Origin of the sequence: Polynucleobacter sp. 31A-FELB, from assembly GCF_018882405.1 — a bacterium.
In the GTDB taxonomy this organism is placed as follows: domain Bacteria; phylum Pseudomonadota; class Gammaproteobacteria; order Burkholderiales; family Burkholderiaceae; genus Polynucleobacter.
Genome location: NZ_JACVOO010000015.1, coordinates 35,952 through 51,990 on the forward strand (window position 1 = coordinate 35,952; position 16,039 = coordinate 51,990).

At 45.2% G+C, this 16,039-nt stretch carries 13 protein-coding genes; 7 read left to right on the plus strand and 6 right to left on the minus strand.

Annotation, left to right across the window (positions count from 1 at the left end; translation table 11 throughout):
• The first annotated feature begins 4 nt into the window (after nt 1-4).
• The 4 genes from ICN30_RS09225 to ICN30_RS09240 all read left to right on the plus strand — a co-directional run bounded on the left by ICN30_RS09225 (nt 5) and on the right by ICN30_RS09240 (nt 7,875).
• Nucleotides 5-3,100: an efflux RND transporter permease subunit gene (locus ICN30_RS09225; protein WP_216275050.1), complete on the plus strand. Its 3,096-nt coding sequence runs from the start codon at nt 5-7 to the stop codon at nt 3,098-3,100.
• Entirely contained in the window at nt 3,097-3,420 is a 324-nt protein-coding gene (locus ICN30_RS09230; protein WP_216275052.1) for a P-II family nitrogen regulator, read from the plus strand. Before ICN30_RS09225 ends, ICN30_RS09230 begins: the two co-directional genes overlap by 4 nt.
• 112 nt (nt 3,421-3,532) lie before the next feature.
• Nucleotides 3,533-6,430, plus strand: a complete 2,898-nt coding sequence (locus tag ICN30_RS09235) for an FAD-binding and (Fe-S)-binding domain-containing protein (protein ID WP_216275054.1) — start codon at nt 3,533-3,535, stop codon at nt 6,428-6,430.
• A gap of 170 nt (nt 6,431-6,600) precedes the next feature.
• Nucleotides 6,601-7,875 carry a Glu/Leu/Phe/Val dehydrogenase gene (locus ICN30_RS09240; protein ID WP_216275057.1) on the plus strand — a complete coding sequence of 425 codons (1,275 nt, stop codon included), beginning with the start codon at nt 6,601-6,603 and terminating at the stop codon, nt 7,873-7,875.
• An 85-nt stretch (nt 7,876-7,960) separates the two neighbouring features.
• Here the strand turns inward: ICN30_RS09240 and ahpF are convergent, their stop codons facing one another.
• Both ahpF and ahpC read right to left on the minus strand, forming a co-directional pair.
• Complete coding sequence (gene ahpF / locus ICN30_RS09245; protein WP_216275059.1) at nt 7,961-9,505, minus strand: alkyl hydroperoxide reductase subunit F; 1,545 nt, start codon at nt 9,503-9,505, stop codon at nt 7,961-7,963.
• Between the two features lie 120 nt (nt 9,506-9,625).
• A complete protein-coding gene (gene ahpC, locus ICN30_RS09250; RefSeq protein WP_216275061.1) occupies nt 9,626-10,189 on the minus strand; it encodes an alkyl hydroperoxide reductase subunit C in 564 nt (187 codons plus the stop codon).
• A gap of 233 nt (nt 10,190-10,422) precedes the next feature.
• On the opposite strand from ahpC, the gene ICN30_RS09255 reads away from it, so the two are divergent.
• Both ICN30_RS09255 and ICN30_RS09260 read left to right on the plus strand, forming a co-directional pair.
• Nucleotides 10,423-11,694, plus strand: a complete 1,272-nt coding sequence (locus tag ICN30_RS09255) for an NRAMP family divalent metal transporter (RefSeq protein WP_216275063.1) — start codon at nt 10,423-10,425, stop codon at nt 11,692-11,694.
• Nucleotides 11,695-11,700: 6 nt separating this feature from the next.
• Complete coding sequence (locus ICN30_RS09260; RefSeq protein ID WP_216275065.1) at nt 11,701-12,309, plus strand: glutathione S-transferase; 609 nt, start codon at nt 11,701-11,703, stop codon at nt 12,307-12,309.
• 218 nt (nt 12,310-12,527) lie between these two features.
• On the opposite strand, the gene ICN30_RS09265 is transcribed toward ICN30_RS09260, so the two are convergent.
• The 4 genes from ICN30_RS09265 to ICN30_RS09280 form a co-directional block, all read right to left on the minus strand.
• A complete protein-coding gene (locus ICN30_RS09265; protein WP_216275067.1) occupies nt 12,528-13,121 on the minus strand; it encodes a Fic family protein in 594 nt (197 codons plus the stop codon).
• On the minus strand, nt 13,108-13,296 hold the full coding sequence (locus ICN30_RS09270) for an antitoxin VbhA family protein (RefSeq protein ID WP_216275069.1): 189 nt from the start codon (nt 13,294-13,296) through the stop codon (nt 13,108-13,110). The genes ICN30_RS09265 and ICN30_RS09270 overlap by 14 nt, the downstream gene beginning before the upstream one ends.
• A gap of 104 nt (nt 13,297-13,400) precedes the next feature.
• Nucleotides 13,401-13,790 carry a 4-oxalocrotonate tautomerase family protein gene (locus ICN30_RS09275; protein WP_216275072.1) on the minus strand — a complete coding sequence of 130 codons (390 nt, stop codon included), beginning with the start codon at nt 13,788-13,790 and terminating at the stop codon, nt 13,401-13,403.
• A gap of 81 nt (nt 13,791-13,871) precedes the next feature.
• On the minus strand, nt 13,872-14,291 hold the full coding sequence (locus ICN30_RS09280; protein WP_216275073.1) for a MarR family winged helix-turn-helix transcriptional regulator: 420 nt from the start codon (nt 14,289-14,291) through the stop codon (nt 13,872-13,874).
• A gap of 310 nt (nt 14,292-14,601) precedes the next feature.
• Here ICN30_RS09280 and ICN30_RS09285 point away from each other — a divergent pair, with 310 nt between their 5' ends.
• Nucleotides 14,602-15,768 (plus strand): linear amide C-N hydrolase, encoded by a 1,167-nt coding sequence (locus ICN30_RS09285; protein WP_216275075.1) that lies wholly within the window; start codon nt 14,602-14,604, stop codon nt 15,766-15,768.
• Nucleotides 15,769-16,039 lie beyond the last annotated feature (271 nt).

Consider the following 16,039-nt stretch of genomic DNA (forward strand, 5'->3'; position numbering starts at 1 on the left):
CAAGATGATTGAAAAAATTGTTCGTCTCTCGCTGCAACAACGCTTATTGGTTGTCATCATTGCGTTGGTGTTGTTCGTTGCAGGTTTACTAGCCACAAAACGACTATCAGTAGATGCGTTTCCAGATGTCACAAACGTACAGATTCAGATTGCAGCAGAGGCACCAGGCCGCTCGCCTGAAGAGGTAGAGCGTTTCGTTACGGTGCCAATTGAGTTGGGCATGACTGGTTTGCCTGGCTTGACTGAAATGCGCTCACTGAATCGTAATGGCCTATCAGTCATCACCCTGGTATTTACAGAAAAGACCGACCTCTACTTTGCTAGGCAGCTCGTTACCGAGCGTTTGATCGAGGTCGCTTCCGCTATGCCAGTGGGAATTACTCCTGTTATGGCGCCTCCATCAACGGGCTTAGGCGAAATCTACCAGTACACACTTGATCATCCCTCTGATGGCGATAGGCAGTTAACGGTCGAAGAGCTTGAAGAGCGTCGCACCATTCAAGATTGGGTTGTTCGTCCAATGTTGCGTTCCATCCCTGGTGTTGCTGAGATCAATACGCAAGGTGGATACGCACGCGAATACCAGGTTTTGGTAAACCCAGAAAGATTGCGTCACTATCAATTAGGTCTTCGCGACATTTACGAAGCCCTAGCTAGAAATAATGCGAATTCTGGAGGTGGGCAGCTACCTACCTATGCAGAGCGCTACCTTATTCGCGGCGTGGGTCTAGTTACTAAACCCGAGGATATTGGAAAGATTATTCTCAAAGAAGTAAAAGGCATTCCGGTCTACGTTAGAAATGTGGCTGAGGTAACTATCGGTAGCGAAATCCGGCAGGGTGCAGCCATTAAAAATGGTTACACCGAAAGTGTTGCTGGCATTATTCAGATGATTCGTGGCGGCAATGCCCGGGAAGTAGTCAATCGGATCAAACTCAAGGTTGCCGAGATTAACGAAGGCAAGTTATTGCCTGACGGTCTGCAGATTGTTCCTTTTTACGATCGTACGGACTTGGTAAATGCTGCGATGTTCAATGTGGCCAAGGTATTAATTGAAGGCGTCATTCTCGTTGTCATCCTACTGTTTTTATTCCTAGGTGATGTTCGCTCTTCACTCATTGTGGTGGCAACCTTAATCCTGACGCCCTTACTGACATTCTTAGTGATGAACCGTTACGGCATCTCTGCCAACCTGATGTCGCTTGGCGGCCTTGCCATTGCGATTGGCATCATGGTGGATGGATCGGTAGTGGTGGTAGAAAACACCTTCGCCAAGTTAGGCGAAAGACTCAAAACAGGTGAATCTAAGATTCGTATTATTTTAGAGGCCGCCACTGAGGTGGGTACGCCCGTACTGTTTGGTGTTGGCATCATTATTTTGGTTTTCATGCCCTTACTCTCTTTAGAGGGTATGGAAGGAAAAATGTTTGCGCCAATGGCTATTACTATCGCCATTGCACTCACTATTTCACTGATCCTTTCATTTACTTTATCTCCAGTTCTTTGCTCTTACATCTTGAAGGGCGGAAGTGAAGATGACACCAAAATTGTGGCTCGTTTACGCGCGCCATATGAGCGTTGGTTGCATTGGTGTCTTGCTAATCCAAAGTTAGTTGTTAAAAGATCTTTAATAGGATTAGCAGCTAGTATTGTTGGATTTACCTTGCTTGGAAAAGCATTTATTCCAGTGATGCAAGAAGGTTCTATTACCCCAGTGATTGTGCGAGCTCCAAATATCTCTTTGGATGAATCCATAAAGTTGGAGTTTGAGGCCATTAAACGCATCATGACTATTTCAGATGTGAAGATGGCGGTATCTCGTCTAGGTAAGGGTGAGTCTCCCGCGGATCCAGGTCAGCCAAATGAATCAGATCCAATCGTAACGCTCAAGCCTATAGGTGATCGCAAGTTTAGTCAGGAGGAGATTGCCCAGCAGATCCGTGACAAGTTAAAAACTTTACCGGGGATTGAGCTCTCCATTTCTCAGCCAATTGCCGCTCGTGTTGATGAGATGGTTTCTGGAGTGCGTTCGCAGGTAGCCATCAAGATTTTTGGAGATGACTTAGTAGTTTTGCAAAAGCTGGGTAGCCAGATTAGTCAGATTTTGACCAAAATGAAGGGTAGCAATGACTTGCGTATAGAGCAAGCCTCAGGACAAAATTATTTAAATATCAATATCAATCGTGATGCAATCGCGCGCTATGGCATTAATGTTTCTGATGTGAATGAAGTTATTGAAACAGCGATTGGTGGCAAACAGGCTAGTACGATCTACGAGGGTGAGAGACGTTTTCCCTTAGTGCTTCGTTATCCTGGGCCGTATAGGGATAATGTTGATGCAATTAGTAACATTATTTTGCATTCTCCAGATGGAGCTCAGGTGTTAATGCGCGACCTGGCGGATATTTCCCTCGTAGATGGTCCAGCGCAGATTTCTAGAGAATCTGGCAAGCGCCGTCTTGTGGTCGGTGTGAACGTCGATGGTCGAGATCTGGGGGGATTCGTTCAGGAGGCGCAAGAGCTTATTGCCAAAGAGGTTGAGCTTCCTCAGGGTTATTCTTTGCAGTGGGGTGGTCAGTTTGAAAATATGGAACGTGCGATGGCGCGCTTGATGATCATCATTCCAATCACAATTTTAGCGATCTATTTCTTGCTCTTCATGCTCTTTAAGTCGCTGCGCTTAGCTGGACTCATTATTTTGGTTTTGCCATTTGCTTCGATTGGTGGCGTATTTGGTTTGTTTATATCTGGAGAGTATTTATCTGTGCCAGCTGCTGTTGGATTCATTAATCTCTGGGGTATCGCGGTTCTTAATGGTGTGGTGTTGATCTCATTCATTAAGCAATTGCGTGAAGATGGCTACTCCATGGAAGATGCTTTGCTACATGGCTGCGGCCACCGCTTCAGGCCAGTCATGATGACCGCCTCAGTGGCGATGTTGGCTCTAGTCCCGATGCTTTTTTCTGGTGGACCTGGTTCTGAGGTAACTCGCCCATTGGCGGCTGTAGTAATCTCGGGACTAATAACCTCAACCGCATTAACATTACTAGTATTGCCCGTCTTATATAGATGGTTTGAAGATAAAGAGGTGGAAGCATGATGGAAGTGAAGGCAGTTATTCGCCCAAATAAATTAGCTGCCCTCAGAACGGCGCTCCTAGAGACCCCAGGTTTCCCGGGGATGACGGTAACTAAAGTTGAGGGATGTAGCGCACCCAATCGCACTGGTAAGTTCAATATCAAAGATGAACTTACGGACTACTCTGCGAAAGTGAAGGTTGAAATTGTTTGCAATGATGAGGTCGCACAGGTTTTCATGGACCGGATTGTGACTATTTGTCAAACAGGTCAAATAGGGGATGGTGTAGTTTGGTGTACTGAGGTTCCCAAGGCCTTCTTTATTGCAAAGTCTACTCCATAAACGAGTATAAATTCAGCATATTTGAATAATCTGCCAAGCATCACAAAACAGCAGAAATTGTTAGAATGTACAGTGCCCAATAGAGGGTAAGTGCATCTAACAAGGATTGAATATGGGTGGTATTTCTCAGTGGGAGCAGCTCAACGTTGAGCTCACAGCAGCTCTTGGAAGCTCTGTTCATTTCGATACGGCTCATCAGGCTGTATACGCTTCCGAGGCATCTAACTATCGCCAAATTCCGATTGGGGTTGTTACCCCAAAAAATACCGAAGAATTTGTAAAGGGTATCGAGATCTGTCATCGCAATAAGGCTCCTGTGCTGATGCGTGGCGCTGGTACCTCTATGAATGGCCAGACAGTGAATAACGCTGTGGTGTTCGATATCTCCAAGTACTGCAACCATATCCTCGAATTAGATCCGGTTGCTGGTAATGCAGTTGTTGAGCCGGGCGTCATTTGTGACTCCTTGCGCGATGCTGCTGAATTACATGGCCTAACTTTTGCTCCAGATCCTTCTACTCATAGCCGCTGCACTTTAGGCGGGATGGTTGCTAATAATTCCTGTGGTGCTCATTCGGTGATGGCGGGTAAGACGCTTGAGAATACCGAGGCTTTAGAAATTCTGACTTACGATGGCGAACGCTTCTGGGTTGGCCCAACATCCGATCATGAGTTGCAAGAAATTATTGCTGCTGGTGGACGCAAGGGTCAGATCTACCAAGACCTGCTTACCTTGCGTGATCGCTATGCCGATCTAATTCGTGCGCGCTTCCCCAATATTAAGCGCCGCGTTTCTGGATATAACTTAGATCAACTCCTGCCTGAGAACGGTTTTAACGTTGCGCGCGCATTGGTTGGCACCGAAGGTACTTGCGCACTTACGTTGGCTGCCAAGGTGAGATTGGTAAAGAGCCCTGCTAAGCGTGTGGTTTTGGTATTGGGTTTCGATGACATCTATTTAGCCGGTGATGCTGTACCCGAATATCAATCCTTTAACCCTATTGCGATCGAAGGCTTAGATTACAAAATTATTCGTGGCTTGCAAGAGCGTAATTTAGCTAAAGCTGAAATTGATTTACTTCCCCCTGGAAATGCTTGGGTAGTTGTGGAATTTGGTGGTGACACACTTGAGGGTGCAATAGCTCAGGCTGAGAAAGCTCAAGAGTACTTCAAGTCCCGAACCAAGGGGCCTCGCCCATCTACATGGCTCGAGTCTGATCCATTGGTGCAAAAGCGTGTTTGGTCTATTCGTGAGAATGGTGCATCTGCCACCCATCTGTCTATTGACCCGAATTCTCCTGACCCAGTAGTGGGCTGGGAAGATGCCGCGGTCGATCCGGCACGTTTGGGTGAGTATCTACGTTCCTTTCAGGCGCTGGTCGATTCTTACGAGTATGAGACCTCGCTCTACGGACACTTTGGCGATGGATGTATTCATGCACGCATTACCTTTAACTTGCGTTCTGCAGAGGGCGTGGCCAAATTTAGATCCTTTATTCGAGATGCTGCGACTTTAGTTGTTGCGTTTGGTGGTTCGCTGACTGGCGAACATGGTGATGGCCAAGCTAGGGCAGAATTTCTCCCTATTATGTTTGGCGAAGAGTTAATGGGTGCGATGCATGAGTTCAAGCGCATCTGGGATCCACAGAACAAACTCAATCCTGGCAAAGTAGTGCATCCCTATCGCGTAGATGAAAACCTCCGCATGGGCCCAGAATACAAAGTCGTCAACATCAAGACACGGCTGAATTTCTTGAGCCAAGAGGGAAATGGATTCCAGAGGGCGGTTGAGCGTTGCGTTGGCATGGGTAAGTGCCGTAGTGAAAAAATCGGCACCATGTGCCCAAGCTATCGCGCTACTAAAGAAGAGCGCTTCTCTACTCGTGGACGCTCACGACTCTTTTGGGAAATGCTCCAAGGCGAGGTGATTAAAGATGGCTGGGAAAGCGAAGAGCTTAAAGATGCTCTCGATACCTGCCTCTCCTGTAAAGGTTGTAAGTCGGATTGTCCTGCGCACGTGGATATGGCTTCCTATAAGGCGGAGTTCTTATCTCATTATCACGAGACTAATAGTAGGCCACGTCAGGCCCTCACTATGGGGCGGATTGGTGATTGGGCCCCGCTTGCAAGTAAGCTCTCTTGGCTTATTAATGGAATTATGCAAACCCCAGGCATATCTAGTTTTGCAAAATGGGTTGGGGGCGTAGCGCAAGAGCGTAGCTTGCCTAAGTTTGCAAACCAATCCTTCAGAAAGCAATTTCAGAAATCCAAGAGCGCAAGTGTTGGGCAGAAGAAAGTGATCCTCTGGGTAGATACTTTCTGCGAGCATTTTCATCCTGAGGTCGCTAATGCGGCAGTAGAAGTTCTGGCTCATGCAGGCTTTGAGGCAACCCTGCCAAAGACTCCGCTATGCTGTGGCCGTCCTTTATATGACTTTGGTTACTTGGATCTTGCTAAGCAAAAACTAGAGAAGATTCTAGATGCTATTGGAGATGAAATTAATTCAGATCCAAATTCACCAATCGCAGTAGTGGGCCTTGAGCCTGGCTGCATGTCAGTCTTCAAGGATGAGTTGTTAAAGTTTTTCCCTCATGATCCAAGAGCTCAACTCTTGGCTGCGAACACTTATTTGCTTGGGGATTTCTTGCACGAGAAGGGCTACACGCCGCCGCCTCTAGACTGCAATATCTTGGTTCACTCTCATTGTCACCAGAAGTCTCTCTTTGGCACCAAGGGGGATGTAGCGCTCCTGGCTGCTTTGGGCGCTAAAGCGAATTACATTGATAGTGGCTGCTGCGGTATGGCTGGTTCATTTGGATTTAATCCTGAGCATGTGGAAATATCTAAAGCAGTTGGAGAATTGGTATTGCTTCCAGCCATCCGCGCTGCTGATCAAGAAACGATCATTCTTACCAATGGCTTTAGCTGCCGAGAGCAGATCGAACAAGAAACAGGTCGCAAGGTTAAGCATTTGGCAGAGCTTTTACAGATGGCACATCAAGCAAAGTAACAAATTTACTATTTAAGATAAAGAATCCTCCGAGAGCCTATTCGGAGGATTCTTTATTTGTACCCCCTAATTAAACGTATTGGCAATATGGGAATCTAGATATTGGGTATGTTGCTCTACCTAAGGCGTAATATGTACTTTAGTTAATTACATCACTTTCTGGAGCGCCTATGAGTCATGAAATCGCATCTTATTTGGACCCTAAAAATCTTGGTGCTTGGGGCACATACCTCGAACAGATTGATCGTGTAACTCCTTATTTAGGCCCACTGACACGCTGGGTCGAGACCTTAAAGCGACCCAAGCGATCTTTAATTGTGGATGTGCCTATCGAGTTAGATAACGGCACGATTACCCATTTTGAAGGATATCGTGTGCACCACAATTTATCTCGAGGTCCGGGTAAGGGTGGTATCCGCTTTCATCCGGATGTCACGTTATCTGAGGTCACCGCTTTATCAGCATGGATGTCGATTAAAACTGCCGTTGTGAACGTACCATTTGGTGGGGCAAAAGGGGGTATTCGTGTTGACCCTAAAAAGCTATCGCAATCTGAGCTTGAGAGAATGACCAGACGCTTTACTAGTGAGATCAATATGATGATTGGTCCTCAAAAAGATATTCCGGCGCCCGATGTCAATACCAACGAGCAAATTATGGCGTGGATGATGGACACTTATTGCGTTAATCAGGGTTACACCACCTCAGGAGTTGTCACCGGAAAACCAATCTCACTTGGTGGAAGTTTGGGGAGGAGGGATGCCACTGGCCGAGGTGTATTCGTAGTGGCAAGAGAGGCTTACGGGCAAATGAATCGCGAGCTCTTAGGAGCAAGGATTGCGATTCAAGGCTTAGGAAATGTTGGCGGTCATGCGGCTCGTCTATTTGCTCAGGCTGGCGCAAAGGTGGTGGCAATTCAAGATCACTCTGGTGCTTTGTATAACCCCAATGGCTTCGATGTAGATGCCTTGCTTGATCATGTCTCGCTTGCGCGCGAGATCAATGGTTTTCCTGGTGAATCTATTACCAGCCAACAATTTTGGTCATCGCCATGCGATATTTTGATCCCAGCCGCATTAGAGTCTCAAATTACTCCGGCTAACGCTGCAAGCATTCAGGCGAAATTAATTGTGGAGGGCGCGAATGGACCTACGACACCAGAAGCGGATGACATCTTGAGGGATATGAATGTCACCGTTGTTCCTGATGTCATTGCCAATGCTGGTGGAGTAACTGTGAGTTACTTTGAATGGGTACAAGATTTTTCTAGCTTCTTCTGGACTGAGGAAGAAATTAATAATCGCCTGGATATCTTAATGGTCGATGCCTTTAAGGGTATTTGCGATGTAGCCAAGAAGCATGATGTGAGCTTGAGAACTGCCACCTTTATTGTCGGATGCGAACGTATTCTGAAGGCTAGGCAGATGCGGGGTTTATACCCTTAATGATGCGCGGGCAGTTAGCCCTTTGAAATAAAAAAGCCCCGAGCAATTCGGGGCTTTTCTACATCCAGATCTTATTTAGAAAATCTTATGAGCGAATCAAGTAATCAAATGCCGAGAGGGAGGCTTTTGCACCTTCACCCATGGCAATAATGATTTGCTTATAAGGCACAGTGGTGCAATCTCCTGCAGCAAATACTCCAGGCATTGATGTTTCTCCTTTAGCGTCAATAATGACTTCGCCGCGAGGGGATAGATCAATCACGCCTTTGAGCCAATCGGTATTCGGGAGTAATCCAATTTGCACAAAGATACCTTCAAGTGCAATGTCATACATTTGATTATTGGCGCGATCTTCATATCTCAAGGTAGTTACTTTGCCATCAGCACCCAAAACTTCTTTACTCAAAGCGTTGGTAATGATGGCTACGTTAGGCATGCTATTTAATTTCTTTTGCAAGACTGCATCAGCACGTAGCTTGGTATCGAACTCAACCAATGTGACATGACTCACAATACCTGCCAAATCTATAGCAGCCTCAACCCCAGAGTTTCCTCCGCCGATTACTGCTACACGCTTTCCTTTATAAAGCGGGCCGTCACAGTGCGGGCAATAAGCTACACCTTTACCGCGGTACTCTTGCTCACCCGGTACATTCATTTCACGCCAGCGTGCGCCAGTACTCAAAATAACGGTCTTGCTTTTCAGAACTGCGCCATTCTCTAGAGTGATAGAAATTTCATCGCCAGTCTTGCTTAAGCTCTTAGCGGTTTGCAAGTTCATAACATCAACTTCATATTCCTTCACGTGCTGCTCAAGCGCCATCACTAATTTAGGCCCTTCAGTTTCCTTAACTGAGATGAAGTTCTCAATGCCCACGGTGTCTGCAACCTGGCCACCAAAGCGCTGAGCTACAACACCCGTTCTGATTCCTTTTCTGGCTGAGTAGATTGCTGCTGAGGCGCCTGCTGGACCACCACCAATGATGAGGGAGTCATAGGCAGCCTTAGTACTCAATTTTTCTGCATCACGGGCTGAGGAGTTGGTATCCAATTTAGCGGCAATTTCTTCAACGCTCATACGACCTTGGCCAAATACTTCCCCATTCAGAATCACGGTAGGTACAGCCATGATTTGATATTGATCCACCAAGCCCTGGAAGAGGGCGCCATCAATCATTTCATGTTCGATATTCGGATTGAGAGCAGCCATCAGGTTCAAAGCCTGAACAACATCTGGGCAGTTGTGGCATGACAAAGAGATGAATGTCTGAAAGCGCTTTTTACCTTCCAAGCCTTTAATACTCTCAATGATGTCTTGCTCAACTTTAGGTGGATAGCCGCTAGTTTGCAAAATAGCCAAAATGAAAGAAGTCATCTCATGACCCATTGGCAGACCAGAGAATGCAATGCGAGCAACTTCATCTGCCTTAGCAACAGTAAAGCTAGGAATATTTTTGCTGCTACCAGAAGTCTTTACTGTGATCTTGGTGGATTGCTCGGCAACCTCATTCAATAACTCCAGCATCTGGGCAGACTGGGTGCTGTCATCTAAAGTTGCCTCTAAAACAATCGGGCTCTCAATTTTTTCAAAATAGGCCTTGAGCTGGGCCTTGATGTTTGCATCTAACATGATGTGTTCCTTGGTATTTAATCTTGATGAGTCTATTGGGCAGGGCTTCTGCTTCTCATCCTGCCCAATAGACTCTCCGAAGAGAGTCTATTGATTGCTAGTTACTGCTGACTTCGATGATTAGATCTTGCCTACGAGATCCAAAGATGGAGTCAAAGTAGCTGCGCCTTCTTTCCACTTAGCTGGGCAAACTTCACCTGGGTGAGCTGCTGTGTACTGAGCAGCCTTGAGCTTACGCAATGTCTCAGAGATATCGCGAGCGATTTCATTTGAATGGATTTCAGCTGTTTTGATAACGCCTTCTGGGTTGATGATGAATGTGCCACGCAATGCGAGACCTTCTTCTTCAATGTGTACACCAAAACCACGTGTCAATGTATGAGTTGGATCACCAACCAATGGGAACTTCGCCTTACCTACTGCGGGTGAGGTCTCATGCCATACTTTGTGTGAGAAGTGTGTATCAGTAGTGACGATGTATACCTCTGCACCCATCTTCTGGAATTCAGCGTAGTTATCAGCTGCATCTTCAATTTCTGTTGGGCAGTTGAATGTGAATGCTGCTGGCATGAAAATCAATACTGACCATTTGCCTTTGAGAGTCTCATCGGAAATAGTTACAAACTTACCGTTGTGGAAAGCTTGGGTCTTGAATGGTGGAACTGCTGTGTTGATTAGTGACATAGGTTTCTCCTGAAAAAAATGAAATAGTTGATTCACAACAGCAACCATTCTAGAGGCTATTTATTTATTTGCATAATGAATAATTTAGATATTAATGATCTATTTATTAGATTAATAAAGCTACCTCAATATAGGCCTAAAACGCTCCTTTCGCTTATTAAACTCATTCGTGATGATATTTCGTGCTAACTTGATGAGGCTTAAGTGATTGAACACCCTATACCTTGCCATTTATGAATATTCGCAGCATCTGGGCCCGCATTAAAGCTCATCCTTTAACCCGTGTTGGGCCGGGATTAGTGACGGGCGTTGCAGATGATGACCCAAGCGGAATTGTTACGTATTCTCAGGCTGGCGCTCAGTTTGGCCTCAATATGTTGTGGACCATGCCGATTGCCTATCCCTTAATGTCGGCAATCCAGCTTTTGTGTGCACGTATTGGTCGGGTGACGGGGCGCGGTTTGGCGGCCAACATTAAAACCACTTTTCCGTCTGCGGTCCTTTTCTGTTTGGTGTTTTTGTTACTCATTGCTAATGTCTTAAATATTGCCGCTGATATTGCTGCCATGGGTGAGGTAGCCGAACTTGTGACTGGAATTAACTGGCACATCATGACAGCCTTCTTTGTCATGCTTACCCTCGCCTTGCAAATACTGGTGCCATATCACCGTTATGTTTTTTTTCTGAGATGGTTAACGCTGTCTTTATTGGCTTATGCAGCTGTTTTATTTACGGTGCATGTTCCTTGGGGTGAAGTGCTCTGGAGCACTTTGTTTCCAAGATTCAGCTTTAATCCTGAAGCTGCCGCAGTCATCGTGGGAATTTTTGGTACGACGATTAGCCCTTATTTATTTTTTTGGCAGGCTTCTCAGGAGGTCGAGGAGATGAAGGGTCACCATCAAGTTGATTTACTCTCTGAGAATAGTGCCACCATTAAGTCTGAGTTGCGTCGTATGAAATGGGACACCTGGAGCGGTATGCTGTACTCCAATGTGGCTGCCTACTGCATTATTTTAGCTACCGCTGTGACTTTGCATGTTGCTGGAATCAATGATATCAATACAGCCTCCCAGGCGGCATCTGCACTAAAGCCTCTTGCTGGAAATTTTGCCTACCTCTTATTTTCTTTAGGAATTCTAGGTGTAGGTTTAATGGGTGTCCCAGTTTTAGCGGGTTCTGCTGCTTATGCTTTATCTGAAGTATTTGGCTGGCCAGCAAGCCTTGAGGCGACCCCTTCGCATGCGGCAAGATTTTATGCAGTAATTGCACTCAGTGTAATAGGTGCACTCGTGATTCAGTACTCTCCCATTAGCCCCATGAAGGCATTATTTTGGAGTGCCGTAATTAACGGCGTCGTTGCTGTGCCATTGATGGTGGCGATTCTGATTCTGGCTTCCAAGGCCTCTGTCATGGGGCCCCATACTGCTGGAAAGATCTTATTATTTTTGGGGTGGTTTGCTACGGCCTTGATGGCGTTCGCAGCAATATTAATGTTCTTAGGTTAGTTATCAATGTTGCCAATTTTGTACTCTTACCGAAGATGCCCTTATGCAATGCGGGCTCGTATGGCTTTGAAATACGCTGGTATTCAGGTTGAGCATAGGGAGATTGCGCTGAGAAGTAAGCCGCATTCAATGTTGCTTGCATCCCCTAAGGGCACTGTACCGGTCTTATGTGTTGACGGGTATGTCGTAGATCAAAGTTTAGATATCATGCGTTGGGCTTTAGAGAAGTCTGACCGAGATGGTTGGATAGGGGTTGATGAGGAAATCTCACAAGCTTGGATCGAGAAAAATGATGGTCCATTTAAAGTGCTGCTAGACCAGTGCAAGTATCCAAATCGATTTCCGGATCTGAACCCACAGGATGTTCTCAATAGCGCCATAGAGCTCATGCTTAAACCGATGGAGCGCGCTCTCCAATCTAGCAAGTATTTAATGGGAAATAAGATGTCTTTGGTGGATGTGGCCATCTTTCCATTCATCAGGCAGTTTGCTGCAGTGAATCCGCAACGGTTTGAAGGCCTGCCATTTGCCTCTGTCAAAGCATGGCTAAATCAACATCTTGAGTCAGACCTATTTAACTCCGTGATGGATAAACATCCAACCTGGCTTGATTGATGTTGGTTGGCCGGATGACTTCGCCCACCCGATGCTGTAGTTATTCCAGGTAGATGTCGCGAGTAGCACTGCAGTTAGTGAAAACAGTGCAGCAGGAAGACTAAAAAAGGGGGCACCAATCCCTTCATATTACTGGTGGGTCGGGTGAGATTTGAACTCGCGACCAACGGGCTCAAAGAGGCTTAATTGGCGCAGACAGTTCAGTAAATTGCTTAAACCTAGTCACTGCTCTCCAAGCGTTCCAGAATCAGATTGGCAAGAATGGATTCATCGCCACTAAAAGCTAGCTCCATTGCTCGATAAATTTGCTCCTGCTCTAGGTCGGAGTAGTCCAGTTGATAGCCTGCTGATTGACTAAGTTGCGAGATAAATATGCGTTGTACGCGACCATTTCCCTCCCGAAAAGGGTGAAGGGCATTTATCTCCGATAGGTAGTGAGCGAGTCTTTTTGATAAAGCAACAGCATACAAGCCTCTGAGCCAGTTTTCACGAGCTAGTTTGTTAAAGAGGTCGTTTGCCGCAGATTCAATAAAGCGCACATTAGCAAAAGGACTATTGCCACGGCTAATATCTACTGTGCGAATCTTCCCGGCCCAGTCGTATACATCCTGAAAGAGAGCTAAGTGAATGCGCTGAAGATGGGTAAGATCAAATTGACCTGCTATGGGCCTCTCTAGAATTTCAATTGATCGCAAAGTAGATAGCTCACCTTCAAAGGTGTCTAAATCTTGTGTGTTAGTTATTTCTGCTTTGTTTCGAAGTACGTCTGTACCTAGGTAGCAGTAAGTGTCATCCGCGTCATAGCGTGGCATAACGTTGTTTGGTTTCTTCCAGTATTTGCGCAATGCTCTTTTTGCCAGCAACGTAGTCAGTGAGGCTTTGCTCTAACTGCTTAGTTGGAACAATACCTTCAATCCGAGCAGAAGCTACAGCGTTAGAAACGTTGTATTGGCGGGCTTGAGATTGGGTGGCAAGCTTAGTTGGCATGCGACTATTTTAGTAGCTTTAGACCTATTTTCCTAGAGAATTCTGCTCAATAATCCCCTCATAAACCCCTGATATTTCAGAGGGTTATGGGTGTAATCAAGGAATTATTTGTGATATCGATATTCCTGAGTTTTCCCACCATACCCATGGCTAGCAGCCCTGACATCCTGAACGTAGATATAGCTCTCTTCATGCAGATTGCCTAGGATTTGTTCAAAACCCTCAAAGGCTTCCTTGATGTACTGAGCCTTCTCATCTTTGGTATTGGTTTTATCAGTAATCTTAATATCAAAGTAAAAGCTATTCGTCCTCTGCTCGCTTAATAGCTTGCCACCCACAAACCAATAATCTGGATCTACGTATTCGATGGCAATAGCAGTCACTTCCTTTTTCTTGCCTAGAATGCGATGGGTAAGGTCTAGCAGTAGCTCATTAATGGCTTTAGTCGTAGCAATATTCTTTTGTCCGCTGACTTTTACGTTCAAGATTGGCATGTAATTCCCCTTTGGTAATTAAATAAAACACAAAATAGCAAATAAGTTAGCTATGCAACTATTTGAAAAATAAAAAAGTTACTATTCCTTCAGGGCAGAGCTAATACCCCGGAGTTGTCCGACAACATCTTCAAAATGGTTTGTGCCTAACATCTTCTTTAGACGCTTGGTAACGGTGCCACTAGCAGCATTAATCGCATCCTTCATCTCAACAGCTTTCTTGGTTGGATGAATCTCTTGTTCACGGCCGTCCTTTTGGGAGGCAACCCGCTTAATTAAGCCCAGTCTTTCTAAGCCATCCAAACCTCTGGTGGTAGTCGGGCGGCTAATATTCATCTCCAAAGCTAGCTCACTTTGCAATAGTGGAGCTTTATCTAAAACTACTCTGAGCATGAAGGCTTGAGAAGGCGTCAAACCAAAAGGCTTAAATGCACCAGTCCACTCCCGCTCTAGCTGGCGAGCTAGGCTGGTGGTATTGAAATAGAGGCATTGTTCAAACATGGATACAGTGTAGTTGATATTGGTTAGCTATGCAACTATATGTAGATAAAAAAGCCCCGCAGAGCGAGGCTTAGTAATGCTGGTGGGTCGAGCTAGATTCGAACTTGTGACTAAAAAAATGAATTTGGCGGCCAATAAACCACCTATTTTTTCGTGTAAAAATGCACCTAAAGGTGAAAACCCTTCTTTGCCATCCAATCTTTATGGATAATGGGTTTCATAGGTAAAGACCCTCATGGTTTTATAGGGCCCAGCATGTAATATGGAATTTTAATCTTAATCAATTTCAGTAAACATAGAGAGTTTTTAAATGAAAATTAAACGCTTAATCGGCTTGTTAATTACCACATCCCTTGCATTTTCTTCTGTGGGAAATGCAATCGCCTGCACCTCATTGGTGTATACAGATGCTCAAGGTCGCGCTTACGTTGGTAGGACAATGGAGTTTGTTGGGGTTCAGCCTGACCATTTAACCTATTTTCCAAAAGGAAGCCAGTTTTCCTCTACAACACCAGATGGCAAGCAGGGCATAGCTTTTAGTTCAAAGTATGCAATTTTTTCTTCTAGCATTAAAAAAGGCTTAGTTCCTGGTGACAAGAATGAAACTGTCATTGATGCGATGAATGATCAAGGCTTAGTTTTTTCAATGCAATCATTGGGGGGCAACAGTTCGCCTGATGTCAGTAAAGCTCCGCAAGATAAGATTCTCTCGCTCGTGGATTTTGGTCCATGGACTTTAGGTAATTTTGCATCGGTAGCCCAAGTGAAAAAAGCTATTGAAAATAACGAAGTGGCAATTTGGCTACCAACAGTTCCGTTTTTGGGTAAAGGCGCGTTTCCTGTCCATATTGCACTCTACGACAAGACAGGCGCAGGAATTGTGGTTGAATGGATCGGTGGAAAAACAACTGTTTATGACAATCCAGTAGGAGTTATGACCAACAACCCGCCTTTCCCTTGGCATATTCAAAATATGAGCAACTATGCCTATTTAACAAATGTAGATAAAAATAGCGGGAAATTTAATAACTTAAAAGTAAATGCTTTTGATGGTGGCGGAAATATGGCAAATCTTCCCAGCGTTGAAACTTCGCCTGGTCGTTTTGTTAAAGCCGCTTACTACTCAACATTCGCTGAAAAAGCTACTACACCTGATCAAGCCATTTATACCCTTGGGCATATCATGAATAATTTTGATAGGCCTAAAAATATTTCTATTGATTTGCCAAGTGATATGCCGGGTGGCGAGCGAGATATGACATCTGCCAAAGGGGCTAAATCTGCATCCGAAGTAACTCTTTGGACAACCATGAGAGACACAAATCGAAATCTTTTTTATATCAGAACCATTGATAGTATTAACTACTCTATGTTCGATCTGAATAAACTAAGCTCATTGAAGGGTGTTACAAAAGTCTCGTTTGAGGCTTTAAATGCAAATCCAAATGTGGACGGCACATCGTTGTTTCTAAGATAATTAGGGCGCCGCCAAAATATATTGGCGTCAAAGAGTATTAGCCACCTTAGGGTGGCTTTTCTTTTATCGGTTAATTCGACAACACAAGTGTCGTGTTTCGAGGCGCCTGGATTCCATCGGGCCAAAAGAAAAGGGACCACATTTTGAACTGACCCACAAAAGTTGGACACCAAATCCAACTCAAAAGGGTCAGTCTCATGTCCAAATACAGCAAAGAGTTCAAACTAGAAGTTATTCAGCATTACCTCTCCGGTAAGGGTGGTTTTAAAGC

What these genes read in the sequence shown, in the direction of transcription:
- ICN30_RS09240 (WP_216275057.1), top strand. Translation starts at nt 6,601, where the DNA reads ATGAGTCATGAAATCGCATCTTATTTGGACCCTAAAAATCTTGGTGCT.
- ICN30_RS09225 (WP_216275050.1), top strand. Translation starts at nt 5, where the DNA reads ATGATTGAAAAAATTGTTCGTCTCTCGCTGCAACAACGCTTATTGGTT.
- ICN30_RS09235 (WP_216275054.1), top strand. Translation starts at nt 3,533, where the DNA reads ATGGGTGGTATTTCTCAGTGGGAGCAGCTCAACGTTGAGCTCACAGCA.
- ICN30_RS09230 (WP_216275052.1), top strand. Translation starts at nt 3,097, where the DNA reads ATGATGGAAGTGAAGGCAGTTATTCGCCCAAATAAATTAGCTGCCCTC.
- ICN30_RS09270 (WP_216275069.1), bottom strand. Translation starts at nt 13,296, where the DNA reads ATGCCAACTAAGCTTGCCACCCAATCTCAAGCCCGCCAATACAACGTT.
- ahpC (WP_216275061.1), bottom strand. Translation starts at nt 10,189, where the DNA reads ATGTCACTAATCAACACAGCAGTTCCACCATTCAAGACCCAAGCTTTC.
- ICN30_RS09280 (WP_216275073.1), bottom strand. Translation starts at nt 14,291, where the DNA reads ATGTTTGAACAATGCCTCTATTTCAATACCACCAGCCTAGCTCGCCAG.
- ahpF (WP_216275059.1), bottom strand. Translation starts at nt 9,505, where the DNA reads ATGTTAGATGCAAACATCAAGGCCCAGCTCAAGGCCTATTTTGAAAAA.
- ICN30_RS09285 (WP_216275075.1), top strand. Translation starts at nt 14,602, where the DNA reads ATGAAAATTAAACGCTTAATCGGCTTGTTAATTACCACATCCCTTGCA.
- ICN30_RS09275 (WP_216275072.1), bottom strand. Translation starts at nt 13,790, where the DNA reads ATGCCAATCTTGAACGTAAAAGTCAGCGGACAAAAGAATATTGCTACG.
- ICN30_RS09265 (WP_216275067.1), bottom strand. Translation starts at nt 13,121, where the DNA reads ATGCCACGCTATGACGCGGATGACACTTACTGCTACCTAGGTACAGAC.
- ICN30_RS09260 (WP_216275065.1), top strand. Translation starts at nt 11,701, where the DNA reads ATGTTGCCAATTTTGTACTCTTACCGAAGATGCCCTTATGCAATGCGG.
- ICN30_RS09255 (WP_216275063.1), top strand. Translation starts at nt 10,423, where the DNA reads ATGAATATTCGCAGCATCTGGGCCCGCATTAAAGCTCATCCTTTAACC.